The organism is Streptomyces sp. NH27 (assembly GCF_056859195.1).
The window spans coordinates 1-18,321 of sequence record NZ_JACEGK010000090.1; the positions used below are offsets into that span (position 1 = coordinate 1).

General features: G+C 68.4%; 10 protein-coding genes, 1 tRNA gene and 1 pseudogene. 9 read left to right on the forward strand and 3 right to left on the reverse strand.

The genetic code is table 11. The features are described from left to right. Positions 1–229 precede the first annotated feature (229 nt). Together AC13HU_RS10365 and AC13HU_RS10370 are read left to right on the forward strand one after the other, a co-directional pair. A pseudogene (locus tag AC13HU_RS10365) lies at positions 230–435 on the forward strand (nucleotidyltransferase family protein); the annotation flags it as partial. 94 nt (positions 436–529) lie between these two features. Continuing rightward, on the forward strand, positions 530–790 hold the full coding sequence (locus AC13HU_RS10370; protein ID WP_483041494.1) for a hypothetical protein: 261 nt from the start codon (positions 530–532) through the stop codon (positions 788–790). 191 nt (positions 791–981) lie between these two features. Here AC13HU_RS10370 and AC13HU_RS10375 read toward each other — a convergent pair whose 3' ends face one another. Then, a complete protein-coding gene (locus tag AC13HU_RS10375; RefSeq protein WP_483041495.1) occupies positions 982–1,308 on the reverse strand; it encodes a hypothetical protein in 327 nt (108 codons plus the stop codon). A 358-nt stretch (positions 1,309–1,666) separates the two neighbouring features. On the opposite strand from AC13HU_RS10375, the gene AC13HU_RS10380 reads away from it, so the two are divergent. From AC13HU_RS10380 to AC13HU_RS10395, 4 genes are all read left to right on the forward strand, one after another. Continuing rightward, complete coding sequence (locus AC13HU_RS10380; protein ID WP_483041496.1) at positions 1,667–2,473, forward strand: hypothetical protein; 807 nt, start codon at positions 1,667–1,669, stop codon at positions 2,471–2,473. A 187-nt stretch (positions 2,474–2,660) separates the two neighbouring features. Continuing rightward, a tRNA-Ser gene (locus AC13HU_RS10385) sits at positions 2,661–2,728 on the forward strand. Between the two features lie 325 nt (positions 2,729–3,053). Next, complete coding sequence (locus AC13HU_RS10390) at positions 3,054–4,610, forward strand: vWA domain-containing protein (protein WP_483041497.1); 1,557 nt, start codon at positions 3,054–3,056, stop codon at positions 4,608–4,610. Between the two features lie 60 nt (positions 4,611–4,670). Further along, on the forward strand, positions 4,671–4,952 hold the full coding sequence (locus tag AC13HU_RS10395; protein WP_483041498.1) for a hypothetical protein: 282 nt from the start codon (positions 4,671–4,673) through the stop codon (positions 4,950–4,952). Between the two features lie 116 nt (positions 4,953–5,068). Here AC13HU_RS10395 and AC13HU_RS10400 read toward each other — a convergent pair whose 3' ends face one another. Continuing rightward, the gene (locus AC13HU_RS10400) at positions 5,069–7,165 is read right to left on the reverse strand and encodes a nuclease-related domain-containing DEAD/DEAH box helicase (RefSeq protein WP_483041499.1); all 2,097 of its coding nucleotides are present in this window, start codon (positions 7,163–7,165) and stop codon (positions 5,069–5,071) included. Positions 7,166–7,283: 118 nt separating this feature from the next. Then, a complete protein-coding gene (locus AC13HU_RS10405; RefSeq protein ID WP_483041500.1) occupies positions 7,284–8,546 on the reverse strand; it encodes a competence protein CoiA family protein in 1,263 nt (420 codons plus the stop codon). A gap of 370 nt (positions 8,547–8,916) precedes the next feature. On the opposite strand from AC13HU_RS10405, the gene AC13HU_RS10410 reads away from it, so the two are divergent. The 3 genes from AC13HU_RS10410 to AC13HU_RS10420 all read left to right on the forward strand — a co-directional run. Further along, positions 8,917–10,056, forward strand: coding sequence for a protein kinase domain-containing protein (locus AC13HU_RS10410; protein ID WP_483041503.1), 1,140 nt, complete (start codon positions 8,917–8,919; stop codon positions 10,054–10,056). Between the two features lie 171 nt (positions 10,057–10,227). Continuing rightward, complete coding sequence (locus AC13HU_RS10415; protein WP_483041501.1) at positions 10,228–13,404, forward strand: SNF2-related protein; 3,177 nt, start codon at positions 10,228–10,230, stop codon at positions 13,402–13,404. Further along, positions 13,401–18,321 (forward strand): DNA methyltransferase family protein (locus tag AC13HU_RS10420; RefSeq protein WP_483041502.1); only part of this gene is annotated, 4,921 nt, incomplete at its 3' end. The genes AC13HU_RS10415 and AC13HU_RS10420, both read left to right, overlap by 4 nt.

An 18,321-nucleotide genomic window follows, 5' to 3' on the forward strand; every position in this document is an offset into this window, starting at 1 on the left:
CCCCCTCCCGCACCCGCCGCCCCCGTTGCAGCATTAGACCAAGGCCGCACCAAGCCCGACACCCTTCGCCGCCGGCCGGCCGCGGATGGCGACGGCTACCCGTTCGCGTGGGGTTCGGGGAGCCGGTCGTCGCTGATGCCGACGCACGCGTCACCCAAGGCAACGGCGCGAAACCGGTACCGGCCGTAAATTCTCGGCGCCTGGAACCGCAGGTCCGGATGCTTGCCATATGGACGCGATCGAGGCGGCACGAGCCGTTGTGGAAGAACATCATGCCGACGCAAGAGCCGAGTTCTTGGGCGGCGGCGTCGTGACGGAGCGCCGGACCGAGAAGTCCGACCTCGACATCGTGGCGTTCCTGCACGGCGCCCCCGCGCCGTACGGTCGAGCTTCCTGCGCCACGGTTGGCCGGTGGAACTGTTCGTGCACACCGAAGGTATCGGTGCCGGCCACCAGTGTGATCCTCACTGCGCTGGCCGGGGAGCTGTCGCCCCTGGCGCGGGTCCATTTCCTGATCACCTTGTTGCGCATGATAAGTGGTGAGTCCTACGCCACGGAGGCCGCACTCGGGCGTACGCACCTGGGCGACGAATGCCGGGCCAGGTGCCGTGAGGGTCTGTGGGTCGTGGGCCGGGTCGGGCTGACGGGCGGCGCCGATGAAGCCGGGATGGCCGCGGACATCTTCGAGATCGTGGACCTTGACGAGGCAAGGTCGGCGTTCTACCAGTCGCGCTTGCGCGGCCGAATGACGGCGAAGACCAAGCGCCGACGACCGGTGCGACGTCCGTGAATGTCACCGCCGAGTGAGCACCCGCGCCCGTAGGAGGTCAAAGCCGGCTCGCCCGCACAGGGCTCTTCTGTTCGGCTGCACGCGGTCCACCTGGCCTTCGACAACGCCGGAACTCCAGGACAGCGTGGCGCGGGGAATCGTTCACGCTTCGCCGGATCCAAGTCGCTGTGAGGGATCGCTCTTACGTGGTGTCACCGTTCTGCCGGCCGGCGAACCAGCGGCGGCCGGTCGAGGATTTCGACGTACATGATCTGCCCGCGCACGACGTCCAGGTTCAGCATGCCGCAGGACGGCAGGAGGGGCACGCAGCGGTGGCCGTCACCGTATGGCTGCCCTTGCGGGTGATCAGCGGTGCGGATGCTCTGGCAGAAGTCGTCCCGGCATCCGCACTCGCCGAAGAACCGGAGGTCCCAGGCGCAGATGGCGAGTTCGCGCTCGCCCTCGGCTTCCAGCAGAGCGGTCAGCTCGGCAACGAGGTCAGGGAAGACGAGGCGGAGGAGCGGTCGGTCGGAGTCCACGCCCGGAGGGTAGCCGGGGCGCTCGCCGACCGCGACGCCAAAAGGCCGCCACTCCTCCATGCTCCGCGCGAACCGGGTTCACCCATGCCCAGAGGCCGATCCGGAAAGCAGGTGTGCCGTCCGCTCCCACCGCCGGGTCGAGCCCGGACCGCTGACCGAGGGAGGACGCCGTGCAGACGCTTCACGCTTGCGACGTCGCGCTCACTCGCGGGAGGAACGTTCCAGCAGACACCAAGGCGCCCAGGAGCAGTCGATCTTGGGCGAATCAGGTGGTACGTTCTGTCACGAACGAACTTAATAGGGTGACCCCGGCAGCGCTGGAACGCTCCGGGGTCTGGCACAGGAGGAACGACTCCCGATGCAGATTCATCGTAGCCGCCACGCGCGCGGTTTCACGGTCCTGCCCAACGCGGTGTTGCAGGACCGACGCCTTTCCTACACCGCCCGCGGCCTGCTCGCCGACCTCCTCTCCCGTCCCGGCGGCTGGCGCGAGGACGGGCGGCACATGGCCGACACCAGCCCGCAGGGCCGCCTCTCCGTGGCGAAGGCCCTGCGCGAACTGACTGCCTTCGGCTACTACCGCGTCGAGCGGGTACGCCGCCCGGACGGCACCTTCGTCAGCGAGACCCACGTGTACGACATCCCGCAGGTGGCGCCGGGTGCCGTACGTCCGGGCTCCGGTCCGCGGACAGCCGGCGCCCGTGACGCCCACCCCGTAAAGGACCGCGGGAAAGAACCCTCCCTCCCCCGGCAGCGGACGACGATCGTCGCCATCGCGGGCGCGAAGTCGGGTGGGCGGCGGGAGAACCCGATCACGGCAACCGCCCTCGCCGTACCACCGGACACGGCAACGGGCCAGGCCGCAGCCCTCCTGCACCGCGTGACCGCAACAGAACCCCGCCTGCGCGTCGGTGCGGCGGAAGCCCTCGCCCTCGCACCGCTCGTGGCCCGCTGGCTGGAACACGGCCAAGGCCCACGCGACCTGTCCCACGCCCTGCTCAGCGGCCTGCCCGAACGCGTCCACAGCGCCTCGGCGTTGCTGCGTGACCGCCTGACCCGCAAGCTGCCCCCGGCAGGCGAGCCGCGTCAGAGAGGCTCTGAGGAGGAACGCCTGCGTCAGTTCCGTGAGCGTCCTGGCGCCGCGTCGGAGGCCAGTGTCGGGTGAGCCGGTGCTTGATCGGCAGCCAGGCGGGTGCGCACCTCATAATTCGGCTGCTGTGTCCGGGGAACGGCCGTAGAGTACGAGTGCCGCGAAGCGCAGGGCCGGGGTTACTTCTCTCTCAAGGAAACAATCCTCAGCCGACTTTGTACTCGCAGCACCTTTCGGGGTCGACAACTGGATACGGGTGACGGGCGAAGCGCAGTGCGGGCCTACTTCACCTTGAGAGTGAGAGGTCGCAGGTTCAAATCCTGTCCGCCGGCCGATGGTCGGGGGTAGCTCAGCCTGGCAGAGCGCTACGTAGCTCGCGCGTCTGGCACTCGCCCGTCTCCCGTGTCCAGTTGGCGTTCCCGTTCCGGTCGCCTCGCGGCCGGGCCGACAACTGCACGGCGTCGCAAAGCGCAGCGGGGGGGCTTACTTCCATCGTCAATGGGGTGGCCGCGGGTTCGAATTCTGTTGCCGGCGGTCCGAAACGGCTTCCGCAACTCGGTAGCCAGAGCGCCTGGTTCCGCTCTCGTGACGGGTACTCGCGGCGCCGGCAGTTGTTCGTCGGTCCGGAATCCTGAAAACTCCCTGGAGACCGACGATGTCGAAATTCGCTCGCACCCGCACCGCGGCTACGAGCCCGGTGACCACGACCGGCCGCACCCGCACCTACGAGGGCGGCGCCGGCTACACCCGCGACGTGAAGAGCGACCTGTTCCTCCTGGCCGTCGCCAACATGGTCGGTGAGGACACCTTCTACGAGCGGGCCGGCGACCGCGACGACCGCTTCCGCCGGCTCGTGCACGCGGCGACCAAGGCCGACCCGGATTGGGTGGCGCGCTTTGTGCCGTACCTGCGCGGCGAGTTGAACATGCGGTCGGCCGCCGTCGTGATGGCAGCGGAGTCCGCGCTGGCGCGCCGTGCCGGCACCGACGTCGAACCGACCGTGTCCGTACGGACGTTGGTCGGCTCCGCGCTGCTGCGCGCCGACGAGCCCGCCGAGTTCCTCGCGTACTGGAAGGCCCGTACCGGCAAGGTCACCCTGCCCGGCGGTGTGCAGCGCGGCATGGCGGATGCCGTCGCCCGTCTGTACACCGAGCGCGCCGCGCTGAAGTACGACGGCGTCGCCGCGGTGTGGCGGATGGCCGACGTGGTGGCACTCGCAAAGCCGCGCCCGGCCGGGGCGTGGCAGGCGGACCTGTTCGACTACCTCGCCGACCGGCGGTGGAAGCGCGCCACCGTACGGGTCACGGACCGGCTGCCGGTGCTCACCGCGTACCGGGCGGCGACGGCGATGCCGACCGTGGAGCGGCGCGCGTGGTTCCTCGCGAACCCGGCGCGGCTCGGCGCGGCCGGGATGACGTGGGAGCAGCTCTCCTCGCTCGGGCCGATGGACGCTGCGGCGTGGACCGCGGTGATCCCGTCGATGGGTCACATGGCGCTGCTGCGGAACCTGCGGAACTTCGACGAGGCCGGCGTGTCCGACACGGTGGCCGCGACGGTGGCGGCTCGCCTGGTCGATCGGGAGCAGGTCGCCCGTGGCCGCCAGTTCCCGTTCCGGTACCTGGCGGCGTACCAGCACGCGCCGTCCCTGCGGTGGGGCCACGCCCTGGACCAGGCCCTCGGGCACTCCCTGGCGAACGTTCCGGCGCTGCCGGGCCGGACGCTGGTCCTGGTCGACCGGTCCGGCTCGATGTTCGGTGGGATCAGCGAGCGCACCAAGCTGAACCGCGCCGACTCCGCTGCGCTGTTCGGCACGGCGGTGGCGCTGCGCGCGCAGAACGCCGACCTGGTCGAGTTCGGCACGTCCAGCCAGCCGGTCACCCTGCGGCGTGGCGAGTCGCTGCTGCGGGTCCTGGAGCGCTTCCACGAGCTTGGTGGCACGGACACGACGCGGGCGGTTCGGGAGCACTACCGCGGCCATGACCGGGTGCTGATCGTCACCGACGAGCAGGCGGCGTACAGCCACTACGGCGATCCGACCGCTCAGGTGCCGGCCGAGGTCCCCGTCTACACCTGGAACCTCGCCGGGTACGACCGCGGCCACGCGCCGGCCGGGACCGCCGACCGGCACACCTTCGGCGGTCTGACCGACCAGGCGTTCCGGATGGTCCCGCTGCTGGAGGCCCACCGCGACGCCAAGTGGCCCTGGGAGTAACGGAGTCGGGCCTCGGCCGCGCGAGCGGTCGGGGCTCGGCGTCACGCGGATGCGACGGCCGTGACGCGGGAGCGCAAGGGCCACACCGTCACCACCACCGGCACCTTGCAGCGGCTGAACGGCACGAAGTGGGTGGCGTTCGGCAAGCAGCGCGTCTACATCCTCTTCCAGGCCAAGGGCAAGAAGTCCTGGACGGAGTTGGGCTCCGTCAAGACCAACTCGCACGGCCACTTCACCGCCCACTTCACCGCGAAGAAGGACGGCACCTGGGTCGCGGTCTACCTCGCGTCCGGTTCCTACGTGGACGCCGAGAGCTATCACGACCACGTGGACGTACGCTGAGCAGTCTTTTCTGACGACCGCCACGAAGGGCGTCCCGGAATCCTCCGGGGCGCCCTTCGCCATCGCCGCCGCGTGGCCGCGCGCCGCCTCCGACCTCGCCGCCGCGGACGTCGGCGTCAGTCCGGGTTTCGAGCGCTCCCGGCTTCCGAAACGCTACCCAGCCAGAGGAAATCGCGGGCCCTCGTCATCGCGACGAAGAGCCGGCGCCGGGCCAGTTCCTGACGCTCCCGGGCAGCATCCGAACCTTCGCCCTCGTCCTCGGGAACCGCCGTGTCCCATCGCGGGAGGTAGACACGTTTGAACTCCAGGCCCTTGGAGCGGTGGTAGCTGCCGAGTTTCACGCCGGGCACAGGGTGACCGTCGTAGCGCTCCAGCACGAAGACCGGAATGCCGGACTGGGTGAGCAACCGCCGGTAGCGCTCGATTGCCCACGTGGACGGACACAGCACCGCCGAGTCCGCCTGTTGCTCGTCGTCGAGGCTGTTCAGTGCTTCGACCAGCGCCTTGTCATGGTCCTCGGCGGTCGACCGCTCGACCCGCTCCACCACACCTTCGTGGTGGACGAGTTCAACGTCACGCCTCCCCGGCAGGCGTACCCCGTCGATGTCTTCGAAGGAGTCCGCCGCGACACCCTCCAGGGCGGTGTCGAGGATCTCCTTGGCGTTGCGGTAGTTGGTACGCAGCACCTGGCCACGATCCCCGCGGACCTCGATGCCCGCGTCGGACAGGCGGAAGCCACCCGGATAGACGGCCTGTTGACCGTCGCCCACGAGCAGCAGGCCGTTCGGCGCGTCTCCGACCAGGGCGTGCAGGAGTCTGGCTCCGACGAGTGTGAGGTCCTGCACCTCGTCGGCGATCACGGCGGCGTACGGCGGTGCGGCGTCACTGTCCTGGACTTCGGCCAGCGCAAGGGAGAGCAGGTCGTTGAAGTCGTGCACCTGTCGCTCCGCACGAAGCAACTCGTACGCCTGGTAGAGCGCCCAGACAGCCTCCTTATGGTGGCGTCGCAGGAGCGTACGGCGGCCTCGTCGCGGCACAACGACGTATTCGGCGAAGGAACTTATGCCGCGCCCTTTGATGACGTACGCGATCTCGTCATGCCAGTACTGCGGTTGAGGATCGAGTCCGATCAGGACGCTCTCCCGACCGACGCGTTTCCATGCCAGGCTGAAGGCGGTCTCGGCCTTCTTCCCGTTCACATTCACCTGCACGCGTCGGGCCCGCAGGAATTCGAAGGCCCAGGCGTGCAGGCTGTGGAAGTCGACCCGCGTGGCGACGTGGGGGGCCACGGAGGTGAGGAACGTCTGCTGGACGCGCGGCAGGTTGCTGGCGAACGTCACATACAGGACGCGCCCCGTCGTACGCTGGGCGAGGTGGGCCGTGCGGTGCAGGGCGACCACGGTCTTGCCCGTGCCGGCCGGGCCGCTGATCCGGGCGGGTCCCGCCCAATTGCGGCGGACCAGGGACAGTTGGTCGGGATGGAGGAACGTCATCCAGCGCTCGATGGGCGCGCGCATCGCCTCGTCGAGGGCAGCGTCCCGCATCGCGTCGATGTTGAAGAGCCCAGGCGGTTCGGCGTCAGGTATCCCCGTGCCTGCCGACCGTGCGGCCTCCGCCACCGAGAGGCTTTCGTACTCCGGGAAAGTGCGCTCCAGATGTTCGGCGGCGGCGCGCACCATGGGCGGGAGCAGACGACGGCTGTCGGCCAGAAGCCATGGACCGACCTCGCGCTCGCCGAGAAGGTGGATCCTTCCCAACGACGCCGCGTCGACCTGCTTCCCGGCGAAGACCATCAACGGTTGCACGGCTACCGGAGACATCCCGAATCCCGCCACCGTCTCCTCCACCGCGCGCGTCACCCGCAGAAGCCTGTGAACGTCGTCGTCACGTGCCTCTCCGCCGGAGCGGAGCCCTCCGTCGACAACAACAGGATCGGCGTGCCAGTCCTTGACGTCGATCACGAAGACTCCGGCGGGACCGATCAGCAGCATGTCCGCGTTCGCCGCTTGCCTGCTCGACCATCCGCGGTCCACCAGCAGCCGCCAGCCCCGGCAGGTCAGGATGAGGAGCTGCGCGGCGACCTGTCGCTCCCGCTCGCTCGCCTGGCTCCACCGCCGGGCTTCGCTCTGCGCGGCCTGCCACTGCTCGTTGAGTAACCGCTCCTGGCGCCGCGCCTCTTGAGCCCGTCGTCCCGCCGATCCGCCTGTCCCCACGGCCCCACCCCTCTCACGCGGAGCAACGATCATAGAACGCTACGCAGTAGTCACGGCAGGTCGCGCCATCCGCCGAGCTCACGGCTCGGCGGATGGTCGGGGCCTGCGTGACGTCCGGCTACCGGCCGTTGAGGAGGCTGCGACAGGCGCGGCAGTACATGGCGGCGAACCTTCCGTACCTGTGCATGAGTTGGCCGCACCCGGAGCACGGCCCGAGTTCCCACGGCGGGCACCCCAGGGCCGCGGACGCGGCGGCCCGCTCGACGTCGGTGATGCGCAGTGGATCCCGGGGCCGCTGGACGGGCATACGGGGAAGGGTGAAACCGCCGGTCGGCTGACCGAGATCGCGGACCGGTCGGGCATCGCCAGCGAACCACCCCTCTTCCCCGGCCCTGCAAGTGCAGTCGATCTCCTGCTCGGCGAAAGTGATCCGGTCGTCGTCCTCCTGGGCTGCGGCCTCGGGCCGGGATGCCTTCTCCCCGACCAACTCCTCCCAGCGGCCACGGTCGTCGGCCGACACCCACATGTGACGGCCCGCCCGGCCGCCGCCGCGGTTCGGCACGTAGACCGGAACGCTCTCGCCCATGGCGCTCTGCAGAACCAAGTCCTCCATGTGCACCGGCTTCCTCTCCGGCAGGCACAGCACCGGCATGAACCAGTCCGCGTGGATGCCCCCGCAGTGTCCGGCCCCCTCACTGATGAGGCAGTGGCGTTCACTGCTGGGCACGCATCTCCAGACTTCGAGGTGCCGGTATCCACCGCGGATCAGCATCTCCTTGCCGTCGGCAATGTCCCTCCAGGGCATGTCGTCGACGCGGACCCACGGCGCCCGGTCGATCAGGGCCGCGGTGCGGTCCTTGGCCACCCACAGCGGCGTGATGCCGTGGTCCACGGCGTTGACCGACCGCCTGTGCACGCTGCTCGGGCTGAGGTGGTGGTACTGGATCTCCCACCCGATCCGCAGACCGTCGGGCCCCGTGACGACGGCATCCGAGACGCTCCGCCGGTTTGCCGTGGCCACCTCGGCCTCGGCCTCCAGGCCGTACCTGGTGGCGGTGTCGACGACCCGCTCTTTCGTGGCCTTGTGCTGCGCGCTCTCCGCCGGGGTCGCTTTGTGGGTTACTGGTAGATGGGAGGCAACCAGAGGCCGACTGCCGCCGACCCGACCGCGGCGGATGAACATCCAGGGCGACTTGCCGCCCGATTCCGAAAGGCATCGCTCCCCACGGTGGTGTGCGAGGCATTCGAGCAGTCGCGGGTCGCGCTCGGTGATGCTCGCGGTGATCTCACGGAGCAGGTCGGGCCGACCCGGGCAACCGAGGTCGGGCAGCGATAAGTTGATCTCTATGCCATACCGGGTGTGCCACACGCCGTTAGCCATACCTCAATGCTAAGAGCGACCACTGACAACGTGCCCGGCCAAGCACGTCGGCCGGCTGCGTGGAAACATCTGCAACTGGTGGGGCAGCGGTCCGTTCGGCATCCGAGCGATTGCGTCAATGCCACGTCGGCTGACGCGGTCGAGTAATGCGTTCGCCTCCTCCCGCACCGGACCGATCAGTACCCTGTAGCAGTGATACGCCACCATCCATGCCATCCGCGCCGTACACCTGTGGCTGCGTGGATCTATGCACCTATCGGGGTCGCGCTGCCGCCGGAGCGGATAAGGCGGAGGTACGGAAGTGATCAGTAGCACCCTGCCGTCCCGTATCGGCCCCTACCTCGTCGAGCGTCGACTCGGCGCGGGCGGGATGGGGGAGGTGTATCTCGCCTACTCGGTCGCAGGCGAACCCGTCGCGGTGAAGGTGATCCGGCCCGACCGCACGGATCCGCACACGCGCGCCCGGTTCGAACGCGAGGCGGCGATCGCCCGTACGATCTCGGGCACCGGCCGGGTGGCCCGTTTCATCGACGCGGACCCCTTCGCCGAGCAGCCCTGGCTGGCCATGGACTATGTCCCCGGCCGCCCACTCTCCGATGTCGTGAAGGACCAAGGCCCGCTGTCCACGCCACTCGTGGCGAGCCTTGGCGCGCTGCTGGCCGAGGGGCTTGCCGCCGTGCACGCCGCGGGCCTGGTACACCGTGACCTGAAGGCGCAGAACGTCATTCTCGGAGACTTCGGCCCGGTGATCATCGACTTCGGACTCGGCGCCTTCGTGGGGACGTCCAAGGGGTCGCTCACGCAGGCCGGCACGGTCATCGGCACGGTTCGATGCATGCCACCCGAGCAGGCCCTGGGTGTGCTGGACGTGACGCACGCCGCTGACGTGTACGGCCTGGGCACCGTGCTTCTGTACGCGGCGACCGGGCACTACCCGTACGACGGCGTCCGGTGGGAGGCGGTCGCCGCCCAGGTGGTCAACTCCGAGATCGGCCCCGATCTGACCGGGCTGCCCGATGAACTTGCCCCCGTCGTGTCGGCCATGCTGGCGCACAAGGTGGACGACCGCCCCTCCTTGGAGGAGGTGACCCGGCAATGCGCCGATCTCATGCGTCTGCTGGGTACGAGCCCGGCTCGTGCACGGCGCGCTCTAATCCAGCGGACGACGGCGAAGGACCATCCCACGATGGTGCAGCCGCAGCCCGATACGCCGATGTTGGAGCGGCTCGATTCACTCGAGAGGTTGCTGCGCGAAGAGTCCGCGTCCCCGGTGGAGAACATTCCGGTCCCGTCGCCGGGCGGTGCATCCGGTCCGGGCACTCCGGCCGAGAGCTATGTCGCAAGCCCGCACCCGCCAGTGCTCGTGTCCGCGCAGGTACCCGAGCCCCGCAGTGGAAGCTCAGTTGAACCCGTACCGCAAAGGGGCCGTCCTCCCGCTTCCCGTCGTATCGCCGACGAGTTGCGCAAGCGCTACGCGGTGGGGCCGGCGCTTGCCTGGCCCAAGCGCTGAACCGCTCTTCGGTCCTTCAACCGGCCAATCGGCGAAGCCGGTCCGGCGCGGTACAAAGGGGCGAGGGTCACCGACCCGTATTCGTCGGGATCTGTCTCATCAGGAGCCCGTCTCAGATTCCGAACGTACACACCGCACATCACGAGCACGCAGTCCGCAGAGGAGCACCACGTGACCACGGCGATGCAGCCCGATGTTCCTGATGAGGCGCGCGACGCCGATGTGGAGCAGTCGGCGTTCCCGGCCGGTGCCAGGCCGGTCTTCGCCCCCGGCGCCCAGGTGCGTATCCGCCACGAGCAGTGGCTCGTGAAGTCCGTCGCGGAGTCCCGCGACGGACTCATGGTCGAAGTCAGCGGGGTTTCCTCGTTCGTCCGTGGCACTGACGCGGTGTTCTACTCCGGGCTCGACCAGATCAAGGTACTCGATCCCCGCAAGACCAGGCTCGTGCCCGACGACACCTCCAAGCACGCCAAGGCCCGCCTCTATCTGGAGGCGGTCATCCGCAAGACAGCACTGCCGCAGACCGAGCACGGCATCGCGCTCGCCGATTCCTTCCTCATGGACCGGCAGGAGCACCAGTTGCGCCCCGCCGAGCTGGCGCTGTCCATGCGCAACCCGCAGCCCCGGCTGCTGATCGCCGACGTGGTCGGTCTGGGCAAGACGCTGGAAATCGGCGTCACGCTCTCGGAGTTGATCCGACGGGGGCGCGGCGAGCGCATCCTCGTGGTCACACCCGCCCATGTACTGGAGCAGTTCCAGCGCGAGCTGTGGACCCGTTTCGCCCTTCCGCTGGTGCGCCTGGACTCCACCGGCATCCAGCGCATCCAGCAGGAGATCCCAGCGGGCAGGAACCCCTTCGCCCACTTCAAGCGGGCGATCGTCTCCGTCGACACTCTCAAGTCCGCGACGTACGCACACCACCTGGAGAACATCACCTGGGACGCGGTGGTCATCGACGAGTCGCACAACCTCGTGAACAAGGGCACCCGCAACAACCGTCTCGCCCGCCGCCTCGCCGAGCAGACCGATGCGCTGATCCTGGCCTCCGCCACCCCGCACAACGGCGATGTCGAATCCTTCGCCGAGCTGATCCGGATGCTCGATCCGGCAGCGATCGCCGACCCCAAGAACTACAAGGTCGCCGACCTCGACCACCTCTACATCAGGCGCACCAAGACCGACCGCGAGGTACGCAACGGCCTCAAGGGCAAACCCTGGGCCGAACGCGGAGACTCACTGCCGGTGCCGGCTCCGGCCACGCCGAAGGAGGTCGCCGTCCTGGAGAAGCTGGCGAGCGAGTGGACCCCGGGGGACCCCGACCGTTCGTCGGTCTGCGCCGATCCGCTGGTCGGCTACAACTTCCTGAAGGCGTTTCTCTCCTCCCACGTCGCCCTGCGGAAATCCCTCGCCAACCGCCGTAGCTACCTGGACAACCCGAAGAGCGGTCAGGAGAAGGGAAAATCCAAGACCGCGGCGGACACCCCCGAACGCCGCGCTGCTCTTGCGACCGAAAGCAAGGCGCTGGCAGAACTGGAGTCACTGGTCGCGGACCTCACCGACCAGGACTCGGCGAAACTCGACGCGCTGGTCCGCATGCTGAAGGACATCCTTCATGTCGGCCCCCATTCCGAGCGCCGCGTCGTGATCTTCTCCGAGCGGGTCAATACCTTGGACTGGCTGGCCCAGGAGGTCCCGGCCCGGCTCGGCTTCAAGAAGAACCAGGCCAAGACCGACAAGGCGCGCCCGTGGAGGGTGTACGAAGGTGCCGTCGAGGTCATGCACGGCGACACCACCAACGACCAGCAACAGCAGGAGATCATCGACCGGTTCGGTCGGCTCGAGGAGCCGGTGCGGATGCTCTTCACCGGTGACATCGCCTCCGAGGGCGTCAACCTCCACCACCAGTGCCACGACCTCATCCACTACGACCTGCCCTGGTCCCTCATCCGGATCGAACAGCGCAACGGACGCATCGACCGCTACGGGCAGGCGGTCAGCCCCGAGTTCCGTGCGCTCACCCTCACTGCCGACGTGCTCTGGCGGCGCGACGAGGACAGTGGCGAGATGCTCACGCTCGACGACCGACTTGTCGGCACCCGCCTGCTTCGCCGCGAGGCGCAGGCACACGAGATCGAGACGGGCGAGGGCAGCGCCGAGGCCGTCACCGGCCTCTACAACGACAAGAAGGAAGAGGACCGCCTCACTCGCGACCTCATCAGGGGCGGCACCGTCGAAGGCTCCATCAAGCAGTCCCAGCAGGAGTCCGGCGGGGTCCTCGCCGGGCTCCTCGCCGGCGCCAATGCCCGGCTCACCGATCCGACGGCCGCTCCCGCCACCCTCGGCGCGGCCCCGGTACCCGAGGCGGACGTACCCCACGTGTTCGCCGACACCAAGGCGTACTTCCACGCCGCGGTAGACCTCATCTACCCGCAGGCCGAGCGCGCGGCACTCGACTGGCGCCCCGAGACGGCCCACGGCCGTATCGAGTTCACTCCGCCCGATGACCTGCAGTACCGCTTCCGGGAGCTGCCGAAGTCGTACCTGGAGCAGGAGAAGATCCTCACGACACCCAAGTACGACGGCACTCTGCGCATCACCTTCGACAAGCAGTACGCCGCCGACCGCCTGGACGCCGCCCGCAACGCCAAGCAGGGCAAGACCGACCAGCCCACGTCCCAGTGGCCCAATGTCTCCTACGTCTCCGACATCCACCCCGTGCTCGACTGGGTGACGGACAAGGTCCTCGCCAAGCTCAGTTACGACGAGGCGTTCGTCCTCGCCTACCAGCCCGACGCCGCCAGGGCCAAGCGGATCGACGCCACCCTGCCCGCAGCGCTCACCGGCCCGGTCTACCTCCTCCAAGGCGTCTACTCCAACACAGCGGGAAAGCCGACGGTCGTGGAGTGGATGGCCGTCACCGGCCTCGCTGAGACCACGTCTCACGTGTGGCGCATGGACTCGGCATTCCTCGCCGCCTGCGGCGTGGGCCCCGACATGCCCGGCCGGGGTCAGCCCGTCGACCCCGACCTCCTCCAGGCGCTCGTCCCCGCGGCCGTGGACGCGGCCGAGACCCACCTGCGCGAGCGTCGCGCCGACTACGACAAGCAGGTCGACTCCTACCTGGCCCCGTACGAGGACCGGGTGCAGGTCTGGGAGCAGGGCGCCTTGATCGCCGTAGGCAAACAGGAGCGTCGACGCAAGCAGGTGTACGACACCGCAGCCCGCCGCCGCGACCTCGTACGCCGGCTGCGGACCGACGGCGACCCGATGTTGCGGGTCCTCGGCGTCCTCGAACCGCTCCACCCCGCTACCGTCTCCGCCGCGCACGCCGAGGAGTCCGCACGATGAGTTACACCTACGACTCCTTCGCCAACCGCGGCGAGTATCTCTCCGCCCACTACTTCAGCGACGAACTGGAGAACACCCTCAAGAAGAGCAAGGCGGGCGACGAGGGCCTGTTCACCCTGTGGACCGGCCGCGAGACCGACCCCCACGACCCGCGGCCCACCCCGCGCGAGCTCCTCCCCCGCCTTCGCGGTGACTACCTGGCCACCGTGCGCCCCTTCCTGGCCTCCCGCTCCCAGCAGGAAGAACTGGGCAGCACCTACGACGACCCCACGGGCGAGTGGGCCGAGCACGTCGCCACCTGGCACACCACTGTCCTCAAAGCCCTCGGCTACGGTGCGCGGTCCGAGCCGATCACCGTACACAACGCGGGGAAGGAGTACGAACTCCAGGTCGCCTGGCACGGAGACGGCATCATCGCCCTCGACTGCGGCTGGACCGCCGGCCTCGACGACGCCCTCGACCCTGACAAAGCCGGACGGCTTCTGCACCCCCTCAAGCCCGCCGACGGCCTCCTCGAAGTCGGCGAGAAGCTGGCGGGCTGGCTCCTCCAGAGCGAACTGCACGAGCCCGGCGGCGACACGCCCCGCTTCGTCGTGCTGCTGTGCGGCGGCGTGCTCATCCTCGCCGACCGCAACGCCTGGGCCGAAGGCCGCTATCTCGCCGCCAACCTGGACACCGCCCTCGCCCGCAACGACACGACGAAGGCCGGCGAACTCGCCCTCCTCGCCGCTCTCTTCTCCCACGACATGCTCGCGCCCCGTCCCGACGGCAAGGGCCGCCGCATCGACGACCTGTTGAAGGCGTCCCGTGACAACGCCGTCGGCGTCAACTCCGAGTTGCGCAAGGGACTCCAGCACTCCGTCGAGATCATCGCGAACGAGGTACTCGCCCAGCTGCGCGAGGCAAAGGTCGAGCCGCGGGAGATCGAGGACCTCAAGAAGGGCCCGTTCGCCAAGCAGCTCACCCGCGAATCGCTGCGCTACCTCTACCGTATTCTCTTCCTCCTGTACGCGGAAGCCCGACCCGAGCTGGGCATCCTGCCCGCCGACGACTCCACGTACGAGGCCGGCTACTCGATCGCCCGGCTGCGTGAGCTGGTGGCGCGGGAGCGGAAGCTGGTCGACGAGGACAGCCGGGGCGGCTTCCACCTCTACGCCTCTCTCGATGTCCTCTTCAACAAGGTCAACTACGGCCACCGCCCGCACGGCACCGAAGCAGACGACGACAAGCCCGCCGGCGAGCGCAGCGAGCTGCGTGGCCTGCGCTTCGAACCCCTGCGCAGCGAACTGTTCGACCCGAAGGCGATCACCCTCATCGGCCGCCATGTCCTCGACCCCCGCTGGGACGAGGACGGGGACGAGCCGCCACGATGGCTGGAGCTGCGGCTGCGCAACGAGGCATTGCACCAGGTTCTACGCCTGCTCACCATGAAGGAGGCTGGCCAGAAGGGCAGACAGGGCGGCTTCATCTCTTACCGTAACCTCGGCATCAACCAGCTTGGCGCCGTCTACGAGGGCTTGATGTCCTACACCGGCATCATTGCCGACAAAGAGCTCGCCGAGGTCGCAAGGCCGGGCGAGAAGCGGGGCGGCAAGCAGTACGGCGATCCGGAGAAGGGGTCGTGGCTGATTCCCGCGGACCGGCTGGGCGACTACCCGCAGAACACCTGGGTCGTCTACTCCGCCCAGGATGCCGAACAGCACGGCCTCCGCGGGCCGAAGAAGTACGCGGTGGGTAAGTACGTCTACCGGCTGGCCGGACGCGACCGCGAGACGTCCGCCTCGTACTACACGCCGGAGTCCCTGACAAAGGTCACCGTCGAGCTGGCCCTCAAGCACCGCCTCGACCAGGAGAAGGACGCCGACGACAACACGGTCCAGACCCGCGCGAGCGAACTCCTTTGCTACACCATCTGCGAACCGGCCCTGGGCTCCGGCGCGTTCCTCAACGAGGCGATCAACCAGGTCGCCGAGGAATACCTCAAGCGCCGGCAGGACGAGTTGCACATCAGTCTGGACACGTCGAAGGCACTCGACGCCAAGCAGAAGGTGAAGGCGTACATCGCCCTCCACAACGCGTACGGGATCGACCTGAACGCGACAGGTGTGGAGCTCGCCGAGGTCTCGCTCTGGCTCAACACCATGCACCCGGGCATGCGTGCCCCGTGGTTCGGACTGCACTTGCGGCGCGGCAACTCCCTTATCGGCGCGCGGCGTTGGGTGTACGAAGCCGACCGCATCAAGAAGGAGCGCACGATCGGCGCGCGGACGCCGACCAAGCTGCCGTTCCGGGCGGTGGACGGTACGGAGCAGTCGCTGCCGGACGGGGCTGTACACCAGTTCCTCCTGCCCACGCCCGGCTGGGGTGCGGTCGCGGGAGCGAGCGGTGACGCGAAGAAGCTGGTCGAGTCGCTGGCCGGGCCGCAGGTGGAGCAGCTGAAGGCGTGGAAGAACAGCGTCAAGGCGAAGCCCAAGACAACGGGTCGCAAGAGTAGCCAGCTCGCCCGGCTGCAGGCCGCGGCTCAACGCGTCGAGTTCCTGTGGAAACTCGTCGCCAAGCGCATGGAACTGAGCGAGCGGGAGATCGCCCGCACCATCGATGTGTGGGGAGCCGATCGTGACGAGGACGCCGAGGAATACCGCTTCCTCCGCCAAGACAAGCAGAACCCGGACCAAAGCCTGCCGCTGACCAAGCAACAGGTCTTCAAGGACCTCTTTGAGGCCGAGGGCTCCCCGTACTGGCGGCTCAAGCAGGTCATGGACGCGTGGTGCGCCCTGTGGTTCTGGCCGCTGGAGAAGGTGGGGCTGCTGGACGGGACGGACGCGGAGTACGTCACGGCTCCGGTCGTGACGGCGGATGTGGGGACGGACCTGGACGCGCTGCTGTCATCGGTGGCCGGGCGGGCTGTCGAGGTCGAGGTACCTGCGCCAGAGCCCACCCCCGCACCGAAGTTCGTCGAGAACGGGCTGCTATTCGCCTTGGACGGCGACCAGATGTCACTGGGCGAGGACGGGGACGACGACGGGCTCGTGGAAATGCGGGAGGTGAAGAAGGGGCGAACCTCCTCGGCGCCCAAGAAGGCCGGCGGCCCGGTACGTCGCCGGGACGTCATCCCGCTCGCGGACCTGAACGACTGGATCGCCTTCCTGGAGTCGATGGTGGGCACAGGATCGATCCCGGAGAACACCCACGAGAACACCCTTGCCACGACCGTCGACTCCCTCAAGGAGCTGACGGCTCTCGAAGACCTGATCCAGGCCGAGATGGGCATGGACGACGCCCGCAAGGCGGTCGAGACGCGGTACCCGTGGATGCGGGTCGTTCGCGACATCGCCCTCGAACAGGGTTTCCTGCACTGGGAGTTGGACTTCGCGGGCGTCTTCGCGGGAGAAGCGGGCGGCTTCGACCTCCAGGTGGGCAACCCGCCGTGGGTGCGGCCGGAGTGGAAGGAAAACCCGGTCCTCGCGGAGTTCGAGCCGTGGTTCATGCTCACGGAAAAGCCGAAGGCGGAGGAGAGGAACGAGCGGCGGGACCTCGAGCTCGCACGCGAGGAAGTGCAGGAGTTCCTGCTCGGCGAGGCGACGAACACGGTGACGATGGCGAGCTACCTCTCGGCGGTACCTGTCTACCCCCTGATTTCGGGAAGCCAGCCGGATCTGTATCGGGCATTCATGTGCGAAGTGTGGGACCACGCGGGGCTCCACGGGGCCGCCGGAATGGTGCACCCTGACACGCACTTCGCAGGGGACAAGGAGGCTGCATTGCGGGCAGCGGCCTATCGGCGGCTCCAGGTGCACGGCGACTTTGTCAATGCGGGCAACCGCTTCTTCCCGCCACCCGTGGGCCGGTCCAGCCACTTCGGCGTACACATCTACGGAGCTGAAGGGGAGATCTCCTTCGAGTCGCTGTCGTGGCTTTTCACCGTGGACACACTTCGGTTGTCCGCCTCTGCTGAGGATGCGGGTACGGACCCAGGTGTCAAATACAACGGTGACTGGGACGAGCGCCCCCACCCGAAGCGCGTCGTCCGCGTCACCACCGACACCCTCCAACGGTGGCGCCGACTGGCAGGCGACGAAGGCCCCTTGGAGCACACCCGCTTGCTCACACCGGTGAGCACAGCCGAGGAGCCGGCGATCGACGCGCTGGGGACGTACAACCTGCGTCTCGGCGCGCTGCGCCCGGATATCACCCGTGGGTACGACGAAAGCGGCGCCAAGAAGGCGCAGTTCGGCCCGAACAAGAATCGGCGGCTCATCGACTACAACACCGGCGTCGACGGCCAGGAGGACTATCACGCGCAGGCGTGGAGCGACGTCATCCTCAAGGGGCCTCAGATCGGTGTGGCCAACCCGATGTTCAAGCAGCCCAGCCAGGGCGGTGGCGAGGTACGCGGTCTCGATCCGAGGACGCTCGCGGACGACGCGGTGCCGGAGTCGGAGTATCGGTGCGTGGCTCCGCGTGACGTGTTCTTGGGCGAGCAGGATAGGTGGCCCGACTGGGAGAGATACGAAACGCTACTCGCGTCGGAAGAGGAGCGGGTGCAGGCTCGGCTCCAGATCGCGGCGACGCGCGAGGTGGCGCCGGACGAGGTCGCGGACGAGCAGGTCGAGAAGTTCCTGCTTAGCAAGGCGAGTTATCCGTGCAGCAAGGACTATCGGGTTGCATGGCGTGAAATGGTGGCGCCTGACACCGAGCGCGCACTCTATGGCGCATTGATCCCGCCTGGAGCAACTCACATCCACGCAGTGCGTTCCGCGCGAATTGCAGGACCGCACCTCACTTCTCTTGCCGCAGGTTACCTGTCCGCATTGCCGGTCGACTACCTGCTGCGGACCGCAGGCGTCGGGCATCTCGACGTAGCCCAGGCCAAGCGGCTTCCAGCTCCTCAACCCGACCACCCCCTCGCCCCCGCCC

Excerpts from the sequence above, each read along its gene's own strand:
- AC13HU_RS10370 (WP_483041494.1), top strand. The coding sequence starts at position 530 with ATGATAAGTGGTGAGTCCTACGCCACGGAGGCCGCACTCGGGCGTACG.
- AC13HU_RS10380 (WP_483041496.1), top strand. The coding sequence starts at position 1,667 with ATGCAGATTCATCGTAGCCGCCACGCGCGCGGTTTCACGGTCCTGCCC.
- AC13HU_RS10390 (WP_483041497.1), top strand. The coding sequence starts at position 3,054 with ATGTCGAAATTCGCTCGCACCCGCACCGCGGCTACGAGCCCGGTGACC.
- AC13HU_RS10405 (WP_483041500.1), bottom strand. The coding sequence starts at position 8,546 with ATGGCTAACGGCGTGTGGCACACCCGGTATGGCATAGAGATCAACTTA.
- AC13HU_RS10410 (WP_483041503.1), top strand. The coding sequence starts at position 8,917 with ATGGGGGAGGTGTATCTCGCCTACTCGGTCGCAGGCGAACCCGTCGCG.